The organism is Mesorhizobium sp. Root552 (assembly GCF_001427285.1).
Lineage (GTDB): Bacteria > Pseudomonadota > Alphaproteobacteria > Rhizobiales > Rhizobiaceae > Mesorhizobium.
In genome coordinates this window covers 148416-163556 of sequence record NZ_LMFV01000062.1, presented here as the reverse complement: position 1 = coordinate 163556, position 15141 = coordinate 148416, and the positions used below count along the sequence as shown (strand labels likewise).

16 protein-coding genes are annotated in these 15141 nt (G+C 60.2%); 5 read left to right on the top strand and 11 right to left on the bottom strand.

Annotated elements, in window-relative coordinates:
- Positions 1-5: 5 nt before the first annotated feature.
- Genes ASD50_RS21640 through ASD50_RS23580 form a run of 7 tightly spaced genes read right to left on the bottom strand, consistent with a single transcriptional unit; the run spans position 6 to position 6279 of the window.
- Positions 6-506 (bottom strand): hypothetical protein, encoded by a 501-nt coding sequence (locus ASD50_RS21640; protein WP_056246272.1) that lies wholly within the window; start codon positions 504-506, stop codon positions 6-8.
- Positions 503-2107 (bottom strand): cytochrome b N-terminal domain-containing protein, encoded by a 1605-nt coding sequence (locus tag ASD50_RS21635; RefSeq protein WP_244484612.1) that lies wholly within the window; start codon positions 2105-2107, stop codon positions 503-505. The genes ASD50_RS21640 and ASD50_RS21635 overlap by 4 nt, the downstream gene beginning before the upstream one ends.
- Positions 2108-2109: 2 nt before the next feature.
- The gene (locus ASD50_RS21630) at positions 2110-2922 is read right to left on the bottom strand and encodes an SCO family protein (protein WP_162252047.1); all 813 of its coding nucleotides are present in this window, start codon (positions 2920-2922) and stop codon (positions 2110-2112) included.
- Positions 2923-2927: 5 nt separating this feature from the next.
- Positions 2928-3791, bottom strand: coding sequence for a heme o synthase (gene cyoE / locus ASD50_RS21625; RefSeq protein WP_056246262.1), 864 nt, complete (start codon positions 3789-3791; stop codon positions 2928-2930).
- 23 nt (positions 3792-3814) lie between these two features.
- Positions 3815-5542: a cbb3-type cytochrome c oxidase subunit I gene (locus tag ASD50_RS21620; RefSeq protein WP_056246259.1), complete on the bottom strand. Its 1728-nt coding sequence runs from the start codon at positions 5540-5542 to the stop codon at positions 3815-3817.
- A gap of 17 nt (positions 5543-5559) precedes the next feature.
- Positions 5560-6093, bottom strand: a complete 534-nt coding sequence (locus ASD50_RS21615) for a cytochrome c oxidase subunit II (RefSeq protein WP_056246256.1) — start codon at positions 6091-6093, stop codon at positions 5560-5562.
- Between the two features lie 21 nt (positions 6094-6114).
- Complete coding sequence (locus tag ASD50_RS23580; protein ID WP_164480455.1) at positions 6115-6279, bottom strand: hypothetical protein; 165 nt, start codon at positions 6277-6279, stop codon at positions 6115-6117.
- Between the two features lie 170 nt (positions 6280-6449).
- Between ASD50_RS23580 and ASD50_RS21610 the strand changes: the two genes are divergently transcribed.
- On the top strand, positions 6450-7196 hold the full coding sequence (locus ASD50_RS21610) for a Crp/Fnr family transcriptional regulator (protein ID WP_056246253.1): 747 nt from the start codon (positions 6450-6452) through the stop codon (positions 7194-7196).
- 75 nt (positions 7197-7271) lie between these two features.
- Here ASD50_RS21610 and ASD50_RS21605 read toward each other — a convergent pair whose 3' ends face one another.
- Complete coding sequence (locus tag ASD50_RS21605; protein ID WP_056246250.1) at positions 7272-8129, bottom strand: MurR/RpiR family transcriptional regulator; 858 nt, start codon at positions 8127-8129, stop codon at positions 7272-7274.
- 4 nt (positions 8130-8133) lie between these two features.
- A complete protein-coding gene (locus ASD50_RS21600) occupies positions 8134-9195 on the bottom strand; it encodes a spermidine/putrescine ABC transporter substrate-binding protein (protein ID WP_056246249.1) in 1062 nt (353 codons plus the stop codon).
- A 155-nt stretch (positions 9196-9350) separates the two neighbouring features.
- Here ASD50_RS21600 and ASD50_RS21595 point away from each other — a divergent pair, with 155 nt between their 5' ends.
- Genes ASD50_RS21595 through ASD50_RS21580 form a run of 4 tightly spaced genes read left to right on the top strand, consistent with a single transcriptional unit; the run spans position 9351 to position 13313 of the window.
- On the top strand, positions 9351-10445 hold the full coding sequence (locus tag ASD50_RS21595) for an ABC transporter ATP-binding protein (RefSeq protein WP_056246247.1): 1095 nt from the start codon (positions 9351-9353) through the stop codon (positions 10443-10445).
- A complete protein-coding gene (locus ASD50_RS21590; RefSeq protein WP_056246245.1) occupies positions 10442-11362 on the top strand; it encodes an ABC transporter permease in 921 nt (306 codons plus the stop codon). Before ASD50_RS21595 ends, ASD50_RS21590 begins: the two co-directional genes overlap by 4 nt.
- Positions 11359-12186 carry an ABC transporter permease gene (locus ASD50_RS21585; RefSeq protein ID WP_056246242.1) on the top strand — a complete coding sequence of 276 codons (828 nt, stop codon included), beginning with the start codon at positions 11359-11361 and terminating at the stop codon, positions 12184-12186. Before ASD50_RS21590 ends, ASD50_RS21585 begins: the two co-directional genes overlap by 4 nt.
- Positions 12187-12188: 2 nt before the next feature.
- Positions 12189-13313 (top strand): P1 family peptidase, encoded by a 1125-nt coding sequence (locus tag ASD50_RS21580; RefSeq protein ID WP_056246430.1) that lies wholly within the window; start codon positions 12189-12191, stop codon positions 13311-13313.
- 84 nt (positions 13314-13397) lie between these two features.
- On the opposite strand, the gene ccmE is transcribed toward ASD50_RS21580, so the two are convergent.
- Together ccmE and hemA are read right to left on the bottom strand one after the other, a co-directional pair.
- Positions 13398-13895: a cytochrome c maturation protein CcmE gene (gene ccmE, locus ASD50_RS21575; protein WP_056246239.1), complete on the bottom strand. Its 498-nt coding sequence runs from the start codon at positions 13893-13895 to the stop codon at positions 13398-13400.
- Positions 13849-15138 carry a 5-aminolevulinate synthase gene (hemA, locus tag ASD50_RS21570; protein ID WP_274533343.1) on the bottom strand — a complete coding sequence of 430 codons (1290 nt, stop codon included), beginning with the start codon at positions 15136-15138 and terminating at the stop codon, positions 13849-13851. Before hemA ends, ccmE begins: the two co-directional genes overlap by 47 nt.
- Between the last annotated feature and the right edge of the window lie 3 nt (positions 15139-15141).

Sequence of the window (15141 nt, the reverse complement as noted above, 5' to 3'; positions counted from 1 at the left end):
TAGTGTCAGTGGAACACGAAGCCACCGGCAGTGGCGCGGAAATCGATGACGCGGTTCGCGCCCGGATCGATCTGGATCGTCCGTTCGCCGGTCCACGCAAAATCACCTTCCGAGCGCTCGCTCATGCGGATCGCAACGTCATAACTCCCGGCAGGCAGAACGAAACGTTGGTGGACCCGCGACGGCCCGTCGCCTGCAATCCCGGAAGGCGGCACGTCTGCCTCGTACATGCGCTTGCCGTCGATATCGAATTTTACCCGGATCGATGGCCGGTCGCGCGGACAGATTTCCGGGCGACGCATGTTGGGCGGCATGTTGGCGAGTTCCTCGGGCGTTGCCTTGCGACAGGATGCGCGCCTGTCGGCACCGTGGCTGAAAGAGAGGGTAAGCACCCCAGTCCCTTCGGGCAGGCTATGATAGGCGGGCCAATTCGAGAGGGCCGCTACGCCCACGAAAACGAACGCCAGCACAGCCAGTCGGGCAAGCATTTTGACTGCGTTTATCATCCTTCCGCCTCCAGGCGAGGCTTGTCCTCTTCTGCCTGCATCAAGGTGGGCGCGGTTCTTTCCAGCGTTGCAAGGCGAGCGGTGAAGGCCTCCTTCTCGGTCTCATAGCGCCCGCTCTCGAAGGGAGATGCCCATATCGTGGCGAGCCGGTCACGCGGGACGCGCTTGCGCAAATAGGGGTCTCGCGCACCTGCAAAGCGCTGCTTTGTCCACTCGACGCCGAGACGGTTGTAGCAGGCGCTCTCGCTGCATCCGGCAACGACTATGCCGTCGGCTAGATTCTTGCTCAGCGCGAAGTCGATCAGCGACGGCGGCACCATGGCCACGCATGGGAAAGTGACGACGCCGCCAATATCCGCTCCACCGGCACCGTGTTCGCAGGCAAGCACCATCACGCGATGCTCGCCCTTCAACTCGGCGGCAGCGGCAATCACGCTCTCGCGCACCTCGCTGAGTGGTTGGCCGGGCAAGTCGATGCCGGTCTTGAGATCCTGCACGCGACGGAACGGCGTCGATGAAGGACAGGAGCCCATGCAGATACCGCAGGAGACGCAGAGGTCTGCACTGACCTCGGCTTGGTGCGGAAACGGCTCGCCGTCGGTGCGCGGCACCAGCCGGATCGCCTCGTAAGGGCAGTCCTCCACGCAACGGTTGCAGCCGTTGCAATTGGGCAGGTCTACTTCGGCTGCTGGTGCCCGCCGGAACGGCGGCAACCACGGCATGGCCGCAAGCATGACGGAAACGCCGACGAGCAATCCCCACAGGCCCCATTCGCCCCACGTCTCGGCCAGCGGATAGAGAGGCAGGAACAGCCAGTCCAGCCCGAGCTCGACCGGCACGCGCGTCAGATCGGCCGGCCCTTGGCTCAGCGCCGGCTTCCACAGCGAAACTGCCAGGAGCGCCGCAAGGATGAGCACCGCAAGCAGCCGTGGCGGATTCACCTTCGGCCGCGAGATACGCTGGATATGAATCCACATGCCGAGCAGGAGGATAAGCGGCACAGCGATATGCAGGAACACCAGCAGGGAGAAGAAGCGGCTGCTCAGATGCTCAGGGGTCAGGAAATTGCGGGCCAGCGGCTCGCCGAAAACCGGGAATATGTCGAGCAGCTTCGCCGACACCTGCGCCACATATTGCGCCAGCATGTCCCACACCAGCCAGTAGCCGGTGATGCCGGAAATGTAGAGGAACCAGATCAGCGGGATGCCGGTGAACCAGGAGAACCAGCGCGTGCCGCGATAGCGGTCGAGCGAAAATTCTCGCAGCAAATGCACCGCTACGCTCACAACCATCAGGTCGGAGGCGTAGCGGTGGAAGCTGCGCATCACGCCGGCATGATACCATTGCGGACCGCTGATCCATTCGACCGAGGAATAGGCATCGACAATGCCGGTATCGAAGAAGATGAAAAGATAGATGCCACTGACCGCGACGATCCAGAACAGGAAAAAGGAGATCGCGCCAATCTGCGCCAGCGGGTTGAGCGCCGGTGAAAATAGCCGCTCCGCCCCCCGCTCCAGAACATCGAAACCCCGGCGCAAGCCAATCTTGAGCAGGCGTAGCGGTAGCCAGTCGTTGGCGTTCTTCCGGCTCGCTGCCACGGTCAGGCCCTCGCCCGCTCTGCCCGACGGTTGCCACGCCACATGCGTATGATGATCCACGCCATCAAAACGAGCGACAGAGCGCCGGCAGTCATGCCCATGTAGATGCCGTAGTCGGTGCGGTAGCGGCCCGACTTGGGATCGTAGACAGTGCAGAGAAAGCGCAGCCGGTCGACCAGCGCCGTCGGCGTAAAAGAAGCGGCAGTGGTGCCGAAGACCAGCTCCTTCAACGGCTCGACCAGAACGGGAAGCGGAAAATCGTCACCGTAAACCTGGCGATAGACGCGGCCGTCGGCATCGAGAATCGTCGTCTGCGTAACATGGTCGAAGCCGCCGGCGGCCCCGGCGTAGCTGAAGCCAACCTGGTCGAGCAGAGCGGTGAGTACAGTCGGCGAAGCACTTGCCACCTGCCAGAGCGGATCGCCGTCGATGCTGTGATCCACGGCGAAGGCGTGCATGCGCTGGGGAGTATCGTTGCGCGCATCGAAACCAAGCGTCAGTACGGCGAAGGAGCCGTTGCCCAACGCCTTGCGCGCCTTTGCCACCGAGATCTTCAGCGTCTCTGTGCCGGTCGGGCAGACGGTGCTGCAACTCGTGTAGATCAGGCTCAGCACCAGCGGCTTTCCCCTGAGTTCCGACAGCATCAACTGGCGTCCGTCGGACCGGAGTAACCGGTGGTCACCTGTCACGGTGCCTATAGCTGCCTCGCTTCGTTCAAGCGCCTCAGCCGGATCGATGCGGGTGGCCGCTGAAATCGTACCGGTTGCCAGAAAGCCAAGCAGCAAAGCTGCCACGCCCACCGCACGCAAAGGCATGAAAATCATTCCACCAGTGCCGACAGGAAGATGCCGCTCACCAGCAGCAGAAGCTGCACCAGTGAAGCGAGGAAATTGGCTATTGCAGCCTTGCGCGACGGCGCACGGTGGAGTTGCCAGCTCTTCCACAGGAACCAACCTCCCCCGGCCGCGGCGAACACGCCGTAGATCCAGCCCATGCCGAACCAGAGCGGAACGAGCGACAGGACGGAAAGGGTGGCCGTGTAGCTCAGGATCGCGATTGTCCATTCCCGTTGCGGCGCGACGACCGGCAGCATCGGAACGCCTGCAGCGGCGTAGTCGTCGGCCTTTGCTGCGGCGAGGCTCCAGAAGTGTGGAGGCGTCCACAGGAACAGGACGACGGCGAGAATGCTTGGCACCCATTGCGGGGCGGGATCGATTGCGGCGGCACCGGCCAGGACGGCAAAAGAGCCCGCCAACCCACCGACGACAATGTTCCATGTCGTGCGACGCTTCAGCCAGACGGTATAGAAGAGCCCGTAGGTGATCGCGCCCAGAAAGACATAGAGTGCGGCCACGCCACCTGACGACGCCCAGGCAAGCATGATCGACGCGCCGAGCAACGCGGCGAACGTCACCGGCCAGACCAGCCCAGGCTTGAGTTGCCCGCTTGCGAACGGACGCCCGGCGGTGCGCACCATCATGCGGTCGCTGTCGCGCTCATAGTAGTGGTTGAACGCCCCGGCGGCACCCGCCGCCCCAAGCACCGCCAGCGTAAGCGCCGCGATCTGGGCAAGCGAGGCCGGCTCCCCGGAGGTGGCAGCGAGGCCGGCAAGCGCGCTTGCTGCGATGGCAACGCCTATCCTCAGTTTGAGGAGAGTGACAACAATCCTTGCGGCGGCAAGCATGCCTGATCCCTCCAGTTTTCGCGTCAGCGCAGAAGCCAGATTTCCGACAGGTACTTCCAGTTGACGAAGTAGTAGAGGACGAACGAGAGGAAGAAGATCGAGACCAGAATGATGGTGCCCGGCAACTTCACAGTGGTGTGGCTACCGTATTCGGCCACGGTCGCCGCCTGCTTGTGCAGCGGGAAGTTCAGCGGCGCGTCTCCCTTGTCGAGGCGCTTGCCCCACAGAACCGTGCCGACCGTGATGACGATATAGAGGATGCCGCCGGCGGCCGCGATCACGGCTGAGAGCCCGTTCAATCCCATCATCAGGAAGCCGCCCGAAGGCAGGTCGAACGGATGCATGGCGTCGGTCAGCGTGATATCCCAGTGGCGGCGCGGTATTCCCAGCGTCCCTGCCCCCATCATGAACAGGGAGATGCCGGCAGCCCCGATGCCGAACAGATAGGGCTGCCAGCGCGCAAGCTTCGGCCAGATGACGTCGCGCTGGAAGATCAGCGGCAGCACGTAATAGGTCATCGCCATGAAAGCCAGCGTCGTGCCAGCTACCACCGTCCCGTGGAAATGACCTGGGACGTAAATGGTGTTGTGCATCAAGAGGTTGAGCTGTTCCGTGCCGAGCACCACGCCAGAGATGCCGCCAATGAAGCCGAACATGACGAGTGACAGGAACATGCCGGCAAAGGCGGGGTTGCCCCACGGTGCCTTGCGCAGCCACTCGAAGGCGCCCTTGGTGTAGCCATTGCGGCGCTGGGCGGCCTCGAGCGCACCGGGCACTGTCAGGCCGTGGATCAACGAACCAAGCACGGCGAGATACATGAGGTAGCTGGTGTTGACGATTTTCCAGGTCGCGCTCATGCCCGGATCGGCCAGGAGATGGTGCGCCGAGGCAAGTTGCAGGAACAGGATGTAAAGCAGGAAGGCCGAGCGGCTCACCTTCTCGGACAGTGGCTTGGCGCCGATGGTGAGTGCGCCGATGGCGTACCACACCGACACATGCGCGGCGACATTGATCTGCTGCGAGGAGTGGCCCATTCCCCACCACACGACCTTGTACATCAGCGGGTCGATTTCGGTGATGAGACCAAGCGACCACAGGTAGGTCGGAATGAGGATGATTGCGCCAGAGGCCAGCGTGAACACGGCGATGATTGCCGCCGTCAGCGCGCCGAACGTGACAAGCGGGATAGAGCCCTCATAGGTGTGTTCGCCATGCGCAATCACCAGCGTGCCGAAGAAGATGCCTACGCCGATGAGTGCCCCGACAGCGAATATGATCAGGCCGAGATAAAAATGCGGCGATGCCTGCATGGGCGGATAGGACGTAAACATGACGCTTGAATCGCCCTGGAACACGGCGACATTGGTCATCACCGCGCCAACCAGCATCAGGACGAAAGCCGCCCATGCGATCTTCGGTGTTGCGATTCGAGAGCCGAGCAGCACCGCGGAAGCGAAGTAAAGGATCGCGATTTCGAAGAAGATGATCCAGAACAAAAGCACGTTGGCGCCGTGTCCGGTGAGCACGAGGTAGAACCATTCGGACGGCAACAGGTGAACCGCCGGCCATCGCGTGAGAGCGACCAACAGGCCCATCACGCCGCCGACGGCCAAGAACACTACTGCCGCAACCGCATTGGCCATGATCAACCGCTGAGCGGCGATATCGACCTTGAGGCCCGTGAAGCGACAGGTGCGAAAGATGGCAGCAGCCGCTGCCGATCCTGGATAGGGCGCGTCTATAGCTGCCATGATCCCTCTCCTATGAGCTATTCGACAACGCGGATGCGGCCGGTCATCATGTGGTGGCCGATGCCGCAATATTCGTTGCAGGCAATGCCGAACTCGCCCGCCTGGGTCGGCGTCAGCGTGATGATCTGCTCGTAACCGGGATGAACTGAGATGTTTATGTTGACGGGCTGCAGCGAGAAGCCGTGTTGCCAGTCGAGCGACGAGAGATGGATGCGATAGCTCTGCCCCTTCTTCAGCTCGAGCAGCGGCCACCACTCCCATAACCGGGCGAGCAGATAGACGTCCTCGCCTGCCGGCGGACGAACTACCGGCGTGCCGTCTTCCTCCGCGACCTGGTATTTTTCAGCGAAGGCCACGACCTTTTCTTCATAAGCTGGCGGCTTGATGCGGTAGGTTTCCGTCGAGAGATTTTGACCGCCAATGAAGTGCCAGGCGATCATGAAGAAGAACATGAACAGGCCCCACAGGAAGGCGACAACGATCCACCCGATCTCGACACGCTCGATCGGTTCGTTCCACCAAAGTCGGTTTCGGGGCGGTGAGATTGCCATGCCTGGATCCTCCGACAGCCGTCAGGGTGCAACCGGAATGGACGCGATCTCCATCACGCCCCAAACGATATAGAGAACCGTCGGAATCGTGATTCCGATGAAGAGCAGCAGAAACGGATTATCCAGAAGCTGCTGCATCGCGGGGACCCGCTGAGGTTGCACTTCCGGTTCCGGATGGTCGCTCATCGCATTTCTCCTCAAAGGTGACTTGCAGCGATGTAGCAGAGGCTTCCGCGGAGACCTCTTGACCGAAGTCAAGCGTCCCTTCGACGCCGGCGAACAACCGCCAGCCGATTGCGTTGCAGCAAAGTTCACCGTCCCGGACTGTGTTTATCTGCCGGCGAAGGATGGGGACGATGAGCGGACTGGACATCGATCCGCGTGATCGCGGGATAATCCAAGCAGCGCCGATGTTTTCCGGTCTGCCAGGGGCTGTGCTCGATACCCTTCTGGCGCAATCCGAGCTTCAGGTGCGACCAAAGCGGACAACGCTTTTCGAGCAGGACGAACCTGCCAGTACGTTCTACGTCGTCATGGAGGGATGGGTGAAACTTTTCCGCATGACGACAGGCGGCGACGAGGCCGTGGTCGGCGTCTTCACACGTGGAGATTCCATTGCAGAGGTACCCTGTCTCGCAGGCGGCAATTATCCCGTCAGCGGAGAAACGGTGACCGATGTGCGCCTGCTCGCGGTGCCGACACGCAAGATCATGGAACTCAACCGATCGAGCCCCGAAATCGGACTGGCCATGCTGGCATCCACATCAGCGCATTTGCGGAGGCTGGTCGATCAGATAGAGGAACTCAAGGCGCGTACCGGCCCGCAGCGGCTGGCGGCCTTCCTCGTGGACTTGGCGCCCACAGCGCGGGGTGCCTGCACGATTGCCCTGCCCTATGAGAAACTGTTGATCGCCGGACGGCTCGGCATGAAGCCGGAGAGCCTGTCACGCGCGTTCCAGCGGTTGCGGGCTCTGGGAGTGCGGATCAATCAGAATACAGTCGCCGTGGGAGACATCGCCCGCCTCGCCGAATTTGCCGGCCGCGAGCGGGTGATGGCGTTCAAATGCCCGGCCTTTCGCGCAGGCTGCAGCAGCTTCTTGTGATCTTTTGAAGCAGGAACTGGCTCTCCGGTGCCCCTCGTATCGCTTCCGTAGTTGCTCGCCGTCTACCAAGGCGACCTAATCGTCTTCGAAGTCGCCGAACAAATCCTGCAGGCGTGTCAGCATTTCAACGCGGCGGTGAACCTTTTCGCCAAGCACCACAATGAGGTTGGAAAGCAGAAGGTCGATCACGGCCATGATTGTCGCCGAACCGTCCCAGAGCGGACCGTGCGGGCCAGGTATGATCAAGGCGATGTCCGAGGCTTCCTTGGCCCAAGGGCAGAATTCGTCGGTCAACAGGATCACCTTGACGCCGGATTTGCGTGCTTCGAGCGCCAGTGGCAGCGCTTTTGCAGCAAAGCGGCGGGCCTCGATCAGGAAAAGTACGCGACCCTCGACTGAACCGTCTAGCACTTCCGCGTAGGTGCCGTTGAGACCATCGACATATTGCACGCGTGGTCGCGCATAGGAGAGCTGCGCGGCCATGTATTCGGCTGTACCGCGTATATTCTGGTAAGCCGCCACGTAGACCTCGGTCGCCTCGATCAATGTGTCGACGCATGCCTGCCACTCAGGCGCGGTCGTCACCTCGTAGACCTGGCGCAGATTGTCGATCTGCTGGGTAATCAGCTTGGCAAGCAGTTTTCCTTCGCGGATGTCTGCCTGCAGTCCGTCGACCTCGCCCTTGACCTGCCAGGCGGGGTTCGAGCGGGCATGGCGCAGTTCCTGCTTGAGCGGCTCCAGCCCATCGAAGCCGATCCGGCGCAGGAACCGGCCGACCGTCATCGGACTGACGCCTACCTTGGCGGCGATCGAACGGGCAGTCTCGAACGGAAGCTCGGCCAAGTGCCTTTCCAGATACTGGGCCAGAAGCTTGTCGGATTTCGATCGACGAAGGTCTTCGTCGCCAAGCCGTTCGAGGATCGCTTTCGACATGAACCTATTGCGCGGTTTTGATCTTGGTCCACAGACGATCGTACTGGCGGATATCCTTGCCGAGATCCTGGAATATCTGCAGACGCTTCATGGTTTCGGCTGGTGGGTTGATCTCTTCACTGTTCTTGATGTTGTCCGGCGTCAAGGCGCGCGCCTTCATGTTCGCCGTGCCGTTGGTCTGCTGGGCCATGTTGAGGGCAGGTATCTCAGGCTGCGTGTAGAACTGCATGAACTTTATGGCATTTTCCTTGTTAGGCGCAGTTTTCAGGACGCAGATATCTTCCTGATACATGGTCGCTCCTTCTTCAGGAATGACATAACCCAGGTCCTTCTGGTGCGCAAAGACGTCGATCATCGAGCCAATGAAATAATGTGCCGCAGCAACGTCTCCCGATACGACCATGGGCCTTGAATCATAGGTGAAGGCGGCGACATATGGCTTCATCGCGATGATGGTGTCGGCTGCCTGCTGCAACTCGGCCGAGTCTGCCGAGTTGACGCTATGACCGTTGAGCATCAGGCCAACGCCCATCACTTCGCGCACGTCATCGAGCAAAGTGAATTTCAGGTTCTTGGCCTTCACCGTCTCGATCAGGTCGCGCCAGCCGGTAATGTCTTTGCCGAGCTTGGTTCGATTGTACATGATGCCCACCGTTCCCCAGGCATAGGGAAGGCAGTATTCGCCCTTCGGGTCGCTTTTGGCCCGCAGGAACGCCGGATCGATGTTCTGGAACCCTTCATACTGGTTGATGTCGGTCTTTTCGAGCAGGTCGAGCTTGGCCATGATGTCCTGCATATGGACCGACGGGAACACGATATCGTATCCGGTCGCCCCACCCTGAATCTTGGCCAGCATCTCCTCGTTTGACGAATAGGTGGACAGGTTCACCTTGATGCTGGTGTCTTGTTCGAATTTCTTCAGCACCTCTGGATTGATGTATTCACCCCAGTTGTAGATGTTGAGTTCGCCGGCAGAAAATGCGCTTCCCGCCGATAGCAAAAACGTGACGCTGGCGCATAAGGTTGCGCAAAGGCCTCTGCGTAATCCCGATCCGAACTGACCCATGAAAGTTCTCCTCTTTGCGGCGGAGCCTGTGGCTCGCAACGTATCCCGTGTGTCGCAGCCCGGTTTCTTTAGCCCGTTGACTTCGATCAAAAAAAGATATCCAAATCCCAAAGTGACGCAAGCGTTACTTTAATAACATAAATGCAGAGAGCAAAATGCAGGATGCCATCGTCGAGCTTGCCGGTGCCAGAAAGGTGTTCGCCTCACCCGAGGGCGGCGAGGTCAAAGCGCTCGACAACATTTATCTCGATGTGCGCCGCAATGAGTTTCTCACGCTGCTCGGTCCCTCCGGATGCGGCAAGACCACGCTCCTGCAATCGATTGGCGGCTTCGTCCGGCTGGACGCCGGAACCATTTCCATTGATGGCGCAGACATGACGCGGGTTCCGCCGCATCTGCGACCGGTCAATACGGTTTTCCAGAACTACGCTCTGTTTCCGCATATGTCGGTCGAACAGAATGTCGGCTACGCCCTGGAAGTGAGGGGTATTCCGGCACGAGAGCGGCGCGAGAAGGTAGGCGCCGCGCTGGTCATGGTAGGGCTCGGCGGCATGGAGAAGCGGCGCCCGAACCAGCTTTCCGGTGGCCAGCAACAAAGGGTTGCCCTTGCCAGGGCAATCGTGGCCCGCCCCAAGCTGTTGCTGCTGGATGAACCGCTATCCGCCCTTGATCGTGGCCTGCGGCATTCCATGCAGATCGAATTGAAAAACCTCCAGAACGAGCTTGGCATCTCGTTCGTGTTCGTCACCCACGACAAGGAGGAAGCTTTGACTATGTCGGACCGCATTGCCGTCCTGAAGCATGGGCGTATCCAGCAAATCGCCGCGCCGCGCGAAATCTACGATCGGCCCGCGAACCCGTTCGTGGCCAGCTTCATCGGTGTCAGCAACATGTTTGAGGGCAGCATCGATAGCGGAAGCCTGGTCATGGATCGGGGCGAAACCCTGCAACTGGGTAGAACGCTGCAAGACTGCAAGGGACGCGCCACCGCCGTCATAAGGCCGGAGCAATTCTCGCTTTCCTTCGAGCAGGATACCCGCGCCGGCATCGACGTCACCATCGACCAGGTCATTTTCGTCGGCGCCGGTTTCGAACTCTATGCAAGGACCCGAGGCGGCCGGGAGCTTGTGGTATCGGCACCTGCTTCCGCGCGCGACGATGTTGCAAGAGCGGAGTCGGACAGGCGCGCGCGGCTGATCTACGTTCCGGCAAACATACATCTCATGCCCGGCGAAGGAGGCAGCCAATGATCGCTTCCACACGCGACCGTATGCAGTTGGGCCTGCTGCTTGGGCCTGCCACGGTCTTCCTCGCGGTATTCTTCCTCATTCCGCTCGCAATCATGGTCGTCACCAGCTTCCTTGCGCCCGGCCTGTATGGCGGGGTCGAATGGGAATTCTATCCGCATAATTTCGGCCGCATATTCGGTTTCGCCGACCCGGCTTTCGAAGAGTTCGATCCCGTTTATCTTGAGATTTTTCTGCGCTCGGTTCGGATCGCTGTCCTGACCGTCATCGCAACGCTGCTTGTCTGCTATCCAGCTGCGTTCTGCATCAGCATGATGCCCGGCAAATGGAAAAGCTTCTGCCTTTTCCTCATAGCGCTGCCCTTCTTCACGAGCTTGATCGTTCGCCTTTTCGTCTGGGTGCTGATCTTGCGGCAGAGCGGACCCGTCAACGGCGTCTTGTTGGCACTGGGGCTGATCGACCAGCCGCTGGATCTCATCTACACCGAAGGCGCGATCATCCTCGGCATGGTCTATATCTTCATCCCTTTCATGTTCATGCCCATCTACGCCAGCGTCGAAAAGCTGGACTGGTCGCTGATCCGGGCGTCGCAGGATCTTGGAGCCGGCCCCATACGCACCTTTGTGCGCGTAATCCTGCCGTTGACGGCCCCGGGCATCATTGGCGGCTCGCTCATCGTGTTCATCCCGGCACTGGGCAACTTTATCGTGCCCGCCATTCTGGGCGGCGCGAAGGTAATGATGCTCGGCAATCTCATCGAGCAGCAATTCCTTTCAGCACGCAACTGGCCGTTCGGATCGGCTCTGGCGATGATGGTGATGAGCGTCATGCTTGTCACGATGATGGGCTTTGTCTTTGTCTCGGGGCGCCGCAGAAGTTCCATGGCTTCCCTGAGCGGCGGGCAGAGGGGGGCGCAATGAGCTTGAACTGGCTTTTCCGGGGCGGCCTCGTTGCCTACACCGCTCTGTTTTTTGCCTTCATCTATCTGCCGCTGGCGTTGATTGCCGTTTACTCGTTCAACTCCAACCCGGTGAACATGATGACCTGGGAAGGGTTCACGACGGACTGGTATTGGCAGGTACTCGGCTTCAAGACGACCGTCTCGGAAGCCGCAATGTATATCGAATCCACCGGCCAGCTCTTGGCGGCGCTGCGCAACAGCATCGTGATCGCTTTCAGCACCACGCTGATCTCAACGGTGCTGGGGACGGCACTGGCACTGGCGCTTTACCGATATGATTTCCTTGGTGCTCGCACCTATAGGGTGCTGATGTTCATGCCGATGCTCGTGCCGGACATCGTGCTCGGCATCGCCCTGCTGATTTTCTTTGTGAATGCAGGCGTTCATCTGGGTATCGGCACGATCATCATCGGCCAATGCACCTTCCTTATTTCCTATGTGTTCATAGTTGTTTCCAGCCGGCTGGCCGGCATGGATCGCAGCCTTGAACACGCCTCCGCAGATCTCGGCGCGAACGAATGGGTGACTTTCCGCAAGGTAGTCCTGCCACAGCTCATGCCTGGCGTCATGGGAGGCGCGCTGCTTGCCTTCATCATCTCGATGGATGACCTGGTCATCACGTATTTTATCGCCGGCACTGATGTCACGACCCTGCCGATCTTCATCTTCGCCATGCTGAGGCGCGGCATAAAACCGGAAATCAATGCCATTGCAGTGATGATGCTGACATTCTCCTTTCTCGTCGCATCGCTCGGCCTTTACCTGCGCTCTCGCCAGAAATGACCATGAACACACAGCAAAGCCCCGACAGAAAGCTTCGAGCGCGCGAACTGGGCTTGCCCTTCACCGGCACGACCGGCCCCCACAATGCCATCACCGACGTACCGAACGTGGCAGTGGGGCTGCACAGCCTGTGTGAAGCTGCGCCTCGCCCCGGACGCATGCTGCCGGTGCGCACGGGCATCACCTCGATCGTGCCTCATCCAGATGCGGATACACCCATCCCTGTCTTTGCCGGAGTGCATCGCTTCAACGGCAACGGCGAGATGACGGGAACGCATTGGATCGAGGATGGCGGCTACTTTCTCGGACCCATCACCATCACCAACACCCATAGCGTTGGAATGGCTCACCATGCCACGGTCAAGTGGATGCTCGAACGTTACCGTACAACCTATTACGGCGAGCGTCCGCGCTGGATCATGCCTGTGGTCGCGGAAACCTTCGACGGCATCCTCAACGATATCAATACCCTGGCGCTATCCGAAGCCGATGTGCTGGCCGCTCTCGACACCGCCTCCGATGGACCGGTAGCTGAAGGCAATACCGGTGGTGGCACCGCCATGATCACCTATGGCTTCAAGGGTGGAACAGGTACGTCCTCAAGACGCGTGGAAATCGGTGGGCGCCCCTATACGGTCGGCGTGCTGGTACAGGCCAATCACGGCCAGCGGGATTGGCTTACGATTTGCGGCGTACCGGTTGGCCGGCATATGCACGATGCCGGTGCAGGCATGGCCGAACGCGGCTCGATCATCGTCGTGGTTGCCACCGATATCCCTATGGCCCCACACCAGCTCAAGCGTTTGGCGCGCCGCTGCACCATAGGCATCGGTCGCAACGGCACACCGGGCGGCAACAATTCCGGCGATATTTTCATCGCGTTTTCGACGGCCAATGCAGCACCGCTGACTGACGTCGCACCGCCTCTGCGTAGCATTGATATGCTGGACGACGACGCCTTCGACCCAATCTACATGGCAGTGGTCGATGCCGTGGAAGAATCCGTCGTCAATGCCATGCTGGCGGCCGAGGATATGGTTGGAACACGTATCAACCGTAGCAAAATCGAAGCTATCCCAATCGTTCCGCTTCTCGAAATCATCAAGCGGTACGACCGTCTCGAATAATGGGGATTTCACCGTCCCGTGAGCAGCCTCAACAGAAAGGCCAGCCTCATTCTTGACGCCGGCGCGGTTTCTCAAGGTCCGTCACTATGGTTTCATCGGGGAGGCCTGATAGCCACCTCGCTCCAGTGCCGCCTGCACTTCACGCGGCATGTAGTTCTCGTCATGCTTGGCAAGTATCGTAACAGCCTTGAAGGTGCCGTCGTGCATCTGCCCTTCGGCCACTACGCCTTGCCCCTCGCGGAACAGGTCCGGCAAGATGCCATGATAGGAAACGGGCAATGATTCCGTTCCGTCCGTGACGCGGAAAGCGACCTGCAAGCCGTCCGCCGAACGGCTGATCGAACCTTCCTCGACCATGCCACCAAGCCTGATTTGCGCGCCCGCCGCCACCGCGCCGCTCACTATCTCGGTGGGGGAACGGAAGAAGACAATGTCGTCGCGAAGAGCGCTCAGCACCAGCGTCGCCGAAACGGCAAGCACCAGACCCGCCGCGCCAAGGATCAATAGGCGTTTAGATTTCCTGCCCTGGGCCAAATCAAACCGTCCCTCTCGCGAACGGCAGTTGCAAATCCCGCCAGACATCCGCGAGCGCAGTCGCCAAATCATCGATCATCCGGTCGGTGTGAACCGGTGACGCCGTGATGCGCAGGCGCTCACTGCCATAAGGCACAGTCGGGTAGTTGATCGGCTGGACATAGATCGAGTGCCGCTCGAACAAAAGATCGCAAACTGCCTTGCACCGGGCGGCATCGCCCACCATCACCGGCACGATGTGGCTTGCCGCATCAAGGAACGGAATGCGCTCCTCGCGCAGGCGAGTACGTAGCTTGCGCACATTAGCGTGCATCTTCTCGCGCTCGGCATCGCTCGCACGCAAATGCCGGATACTTGCCAGAGCGCCTGCTGCTACGGCAGGGGGCAGCGCGGAGGTGAAGATGAAACCGTTCGCATGGCTGCGGATGGCGTCGATCATCACCGCCGAACCAGCAACATAACCGCCGACGACACCGAAGGCCTTGGCAAGAGTGCCCTGAACAAGATGGATGCGGTCGGCCAGCCCGTCGCGCTCAGCCACGCCGCCCCCGGTCGGGCCATACATGCCGACAGCATGGACCTCATCCAGATAGGTCATGGCCCCATACCGTTCGCACAGGTCCACGATTTCACGGATCGGCGCAATGTCGCCATCCATCGAATAGACGGACTCGAATGCAACCACCTTGCAGCGATGTTTGGGAATGGAGCGCAGGATTTCTTCCAGATGCAGAACATCGTTATGCTGGAACACGCGTTTCTCAGCGCGGCTGGCGCTGATACCCTGGATCATGGAAGCATGGTTGAGTTGGTCCGAGATAAGGATGCAATTGGGTAAGAGCCGGCCCAATGCCGCCAGCGTCGAGAGATTGGCGAGATAGCCGCAACCGAACACCAGCGCGGCCTCCTTGCCGTGCAACGCCGCAAGCTCGCTCTCCAGCGCAATTATGGGCGAATGATTGCCGGAAATATTGCGGGTTCCACCGGCCCCTGCCCCGTAGCCATCCACGGCATCGTGCATGGCGGCGCGCACAGCCGGGTGCTGGCCCATGCCGAGATAATCGTTCGAGCACCAGACGGTAACGACACGCTCGCCCTCGGCAGTCACGGCAACCGATAGAGGAAACTCGCCGACGATGCGCCGGTGCTCCTGGAAGACCCGGTAGCGGCCCTCCTGTTTCAATTCCAGCAGCGACATATGGAGCATGTCATCGTAGTCTGGACCAACGCCCCGCGAAGCGTATGCGGACCGGTCATCTCGTACGGGCGTCTCGCCAAGGCGACGTTCCATATC